At 48.5% G+C, this 5,323-nt stretch carries 8 protein-coding genes; 2 read left to right on the forward strand and 6 right to left on the reverse strand.

Annotation, left to right across the window (positions count from 1 at the left end; all coding sequences use genetic code 11):
* Nucleotides 1–130: 130 nt before the first annotated feature.
* A complete protein-coding gene (locus V6C93_RS19520; protein WP_333478335.1) occupies nt 131–322 on the forward strand; it encodes a hypothetical protein in 192 nt (63 codons plus the stop codon).
* A 40-nt stretch (nt 323–362) separates the two neighbouring features.
* Here the strand turns inward: V6C93_RS19520 and V6C93_RS19525 are convergent, their stop codons facing one another.
* On the reverse strand, nt 363–1,061 hold the full coding sequence (locus tag V6C93_RS19525; RefSeq protein WP_333478336.1) for a hypothetical protein: 699 nt from the start codon (nt 1,059–1,061) through the stop codon (nt 363–365).
* 288 nt (nt 1,062–1,349) lie between these two features.
* Nucleotides 1,350–1,766: an alternative ribosome rescue aminoacyl-tRNA hydrolase ArfB gene (gene arfB, locus V6C93_RS19530; RefSeq protein ID WP_349262770.1), complete on the reverse strand. Its 417-nt coding sequence runs from the start codon at nt 1,764–1,766 to the stop codon at nt 1,350–1,352.
* Nucleotides 1,767–2,029: 263 nt separating this feature from the next.
* Between arfB and V6C93_RS19535 the strand changes: the two genes are divergently transcribed.
* Nucleotides 2,030–3,772 carry an ABC transporter ATP-binding protein/permease gene (locus V6C93_RS19535; RefSeq protein ID WP_333478337.1) on the forward strand — a complete coding sequence of 581 codons (1,743 nt, stop codon included), beginning with the start codon at nt 2,030–2,032 and terminating at the stop codon, nt 3,770–3,772.
* 74 nt (nt 3,773–3,846) lie between these two features.
* Here V6C93_RS19535 and V6C93_RS19540 read toward each other — a convergent pair whose 3' ends face one another.
* From V6C93_RS19540 to V6C93_RS19555, 4 genes are all read right to left on the reverse strand, one after another.
* Nucleotides 3,847–4,002, reverse strand: a complete 156-nt coding sequence (locus tag V6C93_RS19540) for a hypothetical protein (protein ID WP_333478338.1) — start codon at nt 4,000–4,002, stop codon at nt 3,847–3,849.
* A 239-nt stretch (nt 4,003–4,241) separates the two neighbouring features.
* Nucleotides 4,242–4,433, reverse strand: coding sequence for a hypothetical protein (locus tag V6C93_RS19545; RefSeq protein WP_333478339.1), 192 nt, complete (start codon nt 4,431–4,433; stop codon nt 4,242–4,244).
* Nucleotides 4,433–4,720: a hypothetical protein gene (locus V6C93_RS19550; protein WP_333478340.1), complete on the reverse strand. Its 288-nt coding sequence runs from the start codon at nt 4,718–4,720 to the stop codon at nt 4,433–4,435. Before V6C93_RS19550 ends, V6C93_RS19545 begins: the two co-directional genes overlap by 1 nt.
* A gap of 129 nt (nt 4,721–4,849) precedes the next feature.
* Nucleotides 4,850–5,323 (reverse strand): DUF6438 domain-containing protein (locus V6C93_RS19555; RefSeq protein WP_333478341.1); only part of this gene is annotated, 474 nt, incomplete at its 5' end.

Here is a 5,323-nt window from a genome sequence, read left to right on the forward strand (position 1 = left end):
TGGAAGTGGGCAATCATGAAGAATTGTTGCGCCACGAAGGAATTTATCGGCGTCTGCACTCGCTGCAAGAAACTGGTGAGCTGATTTAAGAGCTGAAGTGTGTTGAGATACATGTATAAAGGAAAAAGTCATGGGTAGTGGTAACGCTAGTCATAAAGGTCATTCAATAAAACCCAATACGAACACCAATGGTCGCATTGATACAGCGGCTGACTTATCTGTAGAGCCACGAGATTTACTGGCTGAAGGGACGGCTGCACTGAGAGCTGAAGAGGCTCCTGAGAATGAGAAAGCGACCCAACGACTAGAGGCTAAGAAGTAATCGCTAAAAACTCTTATGGGGTTGGCAATGCCTACCTTATTTATGCAATGGCTTCAGAAAGTTCCTTCCAGCGATCGCTCCACAGGCGTTGCATGGCTTCCGTCACGTCGGGTAAATCGATAAATTCCTGGCTTTGTCGCTGAATTTCTGGGGCTAAATGCTTGAGTCCGGCACAATCTTGACAACAGCGCAATATTCGTTCCCAAGCGGCATACCATTCCACTCCCGCTTGCTGATGGGCACGAAAGGGTTGTAGGCGTTCGTCTTCTTCCCTCAATTGCTGGGCTTGTTTTGCCCAAGCGTCGCGCCAAGGTTGCACAGCTTGAGGCATCTCATTCTCGTCGTACCAATCTCGTTCAGTACGCAAGATTTCACCGATGCGATCGAGTTCGGGGCGGTTTGTGCAGCGCAAAATGCTCGTTAATCCTTGGTCGATCCACAGGGGTAAGCTGCGATAACTAATGAATTTGGCACGAGATTCCACCAATTTGACCCAAATTTGATGTTTCCAGCACTCAATATGCTCGATTTGCTTGACGGGGATTTTGAGGAAGGTGGCGACTTGCTGCCGGATTTGGTCGAGGGGTATTTGCCGAGGGTCAATAACCCCAGCCGTAATCAGGTTTTGGGACATGAAGGTAAAGCACTCCTGTTTTGGGTAGATGTATAGCATCCCAAAATCTAAGACGCCCCATTTAATTGCAATAGAAAGTCGGGGTGCGTCGAGGAATGTTACCATTTCTTCTAGCTTCCAGACTGCCGATTTCAGTTTGGGGGTTAGCCGCTCTTAAGCTCTGATCCAGCTTTTGAGTGGCGCAAAGATTTTTAGGTTTTCAGTGTGAATAGGATTACCTTAGCAGATTGAGTGATTATTGTTCAAGGGTCAAGTTTTTGTTACAAATTTTAGAAAAAATTTACCCCACTTTGTCACCTTAATTCTCAAAGTGAGAGCTGAAAATCCCCTTTCTAGGATGCGATCGCGAATTGCCCATGTCCTCAGGCGATGCGCTTATGGGTGAACTCCGCTTCATTCATCCGTAACCTTGCCTCGCATTGTCTTAAGTTGCGATCGCTTGCTTTTACTATCCAGACGCTTCCTCTGAGAACTCCGAGTCGGCTTACTAGGTTTACGGGGTTTGGGGAGTGCGATCGCACTTTTAATCAAGTCTTGCAATCGTTGCAATGCCTCTTCCCGATTCTGTTCCTGGCTACGGTGTTCTTGAGCCTTGATGACAATGACCCCATCTTTGGTAATACGCTGGTCGGAAAGCTTCAACAGCCGCTCTTTGTAGCGCTCGGGCAGCGAGGAAGCCACGATGTCGAAGCGCAGGTGAATGGCAGTCGCCACCTTATTCACATTTTGCCCTCCTGCCCCTTGAGAGCGAACCGCACTCATCTCAATCTCATACTCTGGAATGCTCACGTCATTAGAAATTTGTAGCATGATTTAACAATTGCCCAGAGATGAGTTGTATCAGTCGTTGAGCAGATTCTCACTTTTCACGGGATGTAGAAAACCTCTCTCCAAACCTCTCCTAAGAGGAGAGAGGCTTTGAATTTCTCCCTCTTCCCTACTAGAGAAGGGGGTTGGGGGATTAGGTTCAAATGTCTGTTTCCACATAACGTGAAAAGTCAGGAGCAAATTTTGCTCTGATTCAGCTTTACCTATTATCTCCTGGCAGATCGAGTTGTAAGGGAAACAAGCCGATGGATCGATTGAACTTCAATGTACTCCAGCAGTTCTGGACGATCGCCAAGTCCTACTGGTCAGGGGATGAGAAATGGCAAGCCAGAGGGTTACTGCTGGGAGTCGTGCTGTTTCTCCTCGCGTATACCGGGTTGAGTGTGGTACTCAACAACAAGCGAGGGGTGCTGATTTCAGCCCTTTCAGCCCAGGATGAGCCACGCTTCTGGCAAACTGTGATCGTTTTCATCGCTGTGCTGGTGATTTATGCACCTCTCTTAGCAGGCTATACCTATCTGCGCGATCGCCTCAGTTTGCAATGGCGGAAATGGCTCACCCATCGATTCGTGGATAACTACTTTGAGAATCGCGCCTATTACAATCTGCATATCTCAGAAACCGAGATTGATAACCCAGATCAGCGGATTGCGGAGGATGTTCGCAGTTTTACCCAGGAGTCCCTCACCTTTTTGCTGCGGTTGGTGGAGTCGGTGCTGTCAACGATCGCCTTCAGCAGCGTACTCTGGGGGATTTCTAAGCCCCTAGTATTTTTTCTGGTGCTGTATGCTCTGGTTGGAACTGTGGTTACAAGCGCCGTGTTTGGTAAGCCGCTTGTCCGACTCAACTTTGAACAACTCAAGAAAGAAGCGAATCTCCGCTTTAGCCTAGTGCGAATTCGGGAGAATGCAGAAGCGATCGCCTTTTACCGGGGGGAGGAGCAAGAGTCGAATCAGGTCAAGCATCGGTTTTTGGATGTCTTTGAGAATGTCAAACGGCTGCTGGTTTGGGAGTTGAACTTGAATGTTCTGACGAATGCTTATGAGTTCATCCCCTTTATTCTGCCTGCCCTGGTTGTCGCACCCGCGATTTTTGCAGGAGAAATGGAGGTGGGTAAAGTTTCTGAAGCACAGGGAGCTTTTGTCCGAGTCTTCTTCTCGCTCAATGTTGTCGTTGCCCGCTTCCAACAATTGACCACCTTTGGAGCTGGAATTAATCGTCTCTATACCTTTGCCCAGTTTTTAGAACAGACAGAGGCAACCCAGGCATCCGACGAGCAAAAGCCACAGATTCAGACAGTTGAAGCAGAGCGGCTGGCAGTCGAACACCTCAGTCTACAAACTCCCAATTATCAGCGGACGTTGGTGGAAGATTTGTCGATAGAGTTACCTGCTGGACAGGGAGTTTTGGTGATGGGGCCGAGTGGTTGCGGCAAGAGTTCACTGCTACGTGCGATCGCGGGGTTATGGGATTCTGGTAAGGGTACAATTGTTCGTCCTGAACCTGACCAGATTCTATTTTTACCGCAGCGTCCTTACATGGTGCTGGGCACCCTCCGCGATCAACTGCTCTATCCCAACACTCACCTTGAGGTTGACGACGAACACTTGAAGCAAGTTCTGGAGCAGGTGAACTTAGCGGGTTTAGATGAACGGTTTGGTGGCTTTGATGCCGAACAGGATTGGGCAGATGTCCTCTCGTTGGGTGAACAACAACGGTTAACCTTCGCCCGGTTGCTGTTGAACAAACCCAAGTACGCCATTCTGGACGAAGCCACTAGCGCGTTAGATCTGGGCAATGAGGAACGGTTATATCAACATTTGCAGGCGAAAGGGACTACTTTTTTGAGTGTGGGGCATCGCTCTACGTTGGCAAATTACCATCAATTATTGCTGGAACTCTCCCAGGACAAAACCTGGCAGATCAAACAACCTCTGGCTCTTATCAAAGAACAACCAGAGATGTTGGAACTTCCATCGACCACCTGACATTTTAGAGCGAATATTTCAGGGCGATCGCGCTAGCCTTCCGCCTCTAGGTTCGCGATGCGATTGCGCCGCCGTTACGCTAACGCTTGGGGATGAACCACTACAATTTCATTGATGCTCCGGAAATCATCTGGGTTAAATGTCAGTAAATGCGTTACACCATGCGCCAAGATCACGGCAACCAATCGGGCATCATGTACGCGCTTACCCTGAAGTTGGTAGCTTGTCACCAGATTGAACCACTGGGAGAATACTTGTGGGGTTTCCTCAAGCTGCGGAAACTGATTTAAAATTTGCTCGATTTCAGTACGAGTTTATTCGACGCTCCATCCTAAGCCGAATGTCACTGAAATAGCGAGCCGATCCGCCCCCCAACCCCCAATTCTGGGGGAGCCAGAGTTCAAAGTCCCCCACAATTGGGGGATGCGAGGGGGCAAATTCCGCAGGAGCTCGCTTCAGTCAGTGCCATTCATCCTAAGCCATTTACTTTTGCTGGACGAGTTGCGACAACCCAGAACTCAATAATGTTTTGACTGGTGATGTATAGCTGGTCGCTTCTTGCAAGAAGTCGAGTAACAGAGGCATCCGCTAATGCTTGTAAGGGTGAATTAGGATCGCTACTTCTCAGCAAAACATTGATATCCAACAGATAAGTTGTCATCAATCGTAAATATTCTCCCGCCGCAAGGCTTCGTCTGGCAGATTAGAGCCATCCTTGTGGCTTTGTACCCACTGGTGGAACCTTTCAGCACGTTCTTCAGGCGTAGCGGTTGCCCAAAAGGGTTGCTCTGGGGGAACGGGGGACAGGATTAAGCGATATTGCTTGGCAACGCTGTCGCGATCGCTTTCCACCTCTACTACGAAGCGGGTATTGGGCTCAATTGCCTGTAAAATCTCGGCGGGTAGTTGTAAGCTGCCTGATTCACTCACTTCAATGATCAAAGACATTGCTATCCCCTCCAAGCCATCAATAAGGTGTCTGTTTAGAGCTATTTTACTGATTCTTGAATTGCTGGATTGCGGCTATCTATGGGGCATAGTTTCGTAGCAATTGAGCAGGAGCGATCGCCAATTCAATTACTTTGTCGTTCCTCGTGGGGCGCGTTCAGCATCGGTTCCAATCCACTGCTTAGAATTCACTACGGCATCAATTTTATTTTCCAACTCTGTTAGTCGGGTCGGTGCATTGGGTGAAGCGAGGTAATGGTTTACTGTTTTTTGTTTCTTACCCATCGTCAATGAGGTGATGGCAGAAGGAGCATCGGTGTGTCCACCTGTATAGCTGTCTTGAAGCTTGAAGTAGTTGAGCTTTTGAAAGTCTGCAATGAGCTTTCTAACGGCTGTTTGACTGATGGTTGTGGTTCGGGTGCCAGTCACTTTCACGAACCGCTGGCCCTCATAAACTACCTTACCATTGCCATAAACAGTGAGCTTATAAATAGGACAAAAGCCAAAACAGGCTGTTCGTTCGAGCGTCAGAGCCGCTTGTCGTGACACGGGTTGAGATTGATTGAGTGTCCTTTGATTCGGAGTAGTGGTTTCAGCAGCCAG

Source organism: Allocoleopsis sp., from assembly GCF_036703385.1.
GTDB lineage: Bacteria > Cyanobacteriota > Cyanobacteriia > Cyanobacteriales > Coleofasciculaceae > Allocoleopsis.

Coding starts and splice junctions, on each gene's coding strand:
- V6C93_RS19545 (WP_333478339.1), bottom strand. CDS start 4,433: ATGACAACTTATCTGTTGGATATCAATGTTTTGCTGAGAAGTAGCGAT.
- V6C93_RS19535 (WP_333478337.1), top strand. CDS start 2,030: ATGGATCGATTGAACTTCAATGTACTCCAGCAGTTCTGGACGATCGCC.
- V6C93_RS19520 (WP_333478335.1), top strand. CDS start 131: ATGGGTAGTGGTAACGCTAGTCATAAAGGTCATTCAATAAAACCCAAT.
- arfB (WP_349262770.1), bottom strand. CDS start 1,766: ATGCTACAAATTTCTAATGACGTGAGCATTCCAGAGTATGAGATTGAG.
- V6C93_RS19525 (WP_333478336.1), bottom strand. CDS start 1,061: ATGGTAACATTCCTCGACGCACCCCGACTTTCTATTGCAATTAAATGG.
- V6C93_RS19550 (WP_333478340.1), bottom strand. CDS start 4,720: ATGTCTTTGATCATTGAAGTGAGTGAATCAGGCAGCTTACAACTACCC.